This window comes from Achromobacter sp. Marseille-Q0513 (genome assembly GCF_018195695.1).
Lineage (GTDB): Bacteria > Pseudomonadota > Gammaproteobacteria > Burkholderiales > Burkholderiaceae_B > Achromobacter.
The window spans coordinates 1-1,213 of the sequence record NZ_JAGTJY010000371.1; the positions used below are offsets into that span (position 1 = coordinate 1).

General features: G+C 75.8%; 1 protein-coding gene. It reads left to right on the forward strand.

The genetic code is table 11. The features are described from left to right. Positions 1-1,174: DUF1214 domain-containing protein (locus tag KDH83_RS30710; RefSeq protein ID WP_212322826.1), on the forward strand; the 1,174-nt coding region annotated here is incomplete at its 5' end. Between the last annotated feature and the right edge of the window lie 39 nt (positions 1,175-1,213).

Genomic DNA, 1,213 nt, shown 5'->3' on the forward strand with positions numbered 1-1,213 from the left:
GCTGGTGGACCTGTGGAACGACGCCTTCGCCGTCCTGGGCAGGCGCAGCACCGGCACCGCCAAGGGCAACACCGCGCTGGTGCCGCCCGGTTGGAGCGGCACCCTGCCGTCCGGCATGCCGCGCATCGATGCGCCCACCAGCCACGTCCTGGCCCGGCTGCTGATCCAGGCCGACGGCCCGGCCGAATACCCGGCGGTGCACGCCCTGCAGGATGGTTTCGCGATCACGCCGCTGTCGCAATGGAACCTGCCGCCGCAGGCGCAGCGCGTGCGCGCCGACGGCTCGCTGAACATGAAGGTCTCGCCGCGCGAACAGGTCGAGTCCCTGCCGACCGACGCCCTGTTCGCCTACGCCTCCGAGCTGCTGCGCAGGAATCCGCCGCACGCCGCCGACCAGCCCGTGCTGGCCCGGCTGCGCGGCGTGGGGCTGATCCCCGGCCGTCCCTTCGACTTCGACAAGCTGGACCATCCCGCCAAGCAGGGCATGCGCCGGGGCCTGCGCGCCGCGCGCGAGCGCATGCAGGCCGCCGCCGGCGCCACGCTGCGCGAGGCCAACGGCTGGCAGCGGGAAGCGGGCGGCGTCGGCGTGTACGGCAATGCCTACATGCGCCGCGCGCTGGCCGCCCAGGCCCAGCCCGGCGCCAGCCTGCCGGAAGACCTGGCCACGCTGCTGCTGGCGGCCGACAGCCGGGGCGAGGCCGTGGACGGTTCGCGCCGCTATCACCTGCGCTTCGCCAGCGGCCAGCTGCCGCCGGCCGGCGCCTTCTGGTCGCTGGCGGCCTACGACGCCCAGGGCCTGCTGGCGCCCAACGCGCTGAACCGCCCGGCGCTCGGCAGCCGCGACCCGCTGCGCTACAACGAAGACGGCTCGCTGGACCTGGTCGTCGGCCACGAAGCGCCCGCGCCCGAGCAGCAGTCCAACTGGCTGCCGCTGCCGGCGTCCGGACCGGCGCAACTGCTGCTGCGCGTCTACCAGCCCGGCCCGGCGCTGCTGGACGGGCTGTGGACGCCGCCGCCGCTGCTGGCGGAAACGCTGCCCGAGGAAACCGCCGAGGTTGCCCCGCCGCCGCCGGCGCCCGCGACCGACGCCGATCCCAAGGCCGCGCCGGCGGCCGCAGCCGCCACGGCGTCATCGCCCGCCAAACCTGCGGCCCAGGGCAAGACCAGGCCGTAGCCCCAGCCGCGCCACTGACGGGCGCGGCTGGGGCTACGG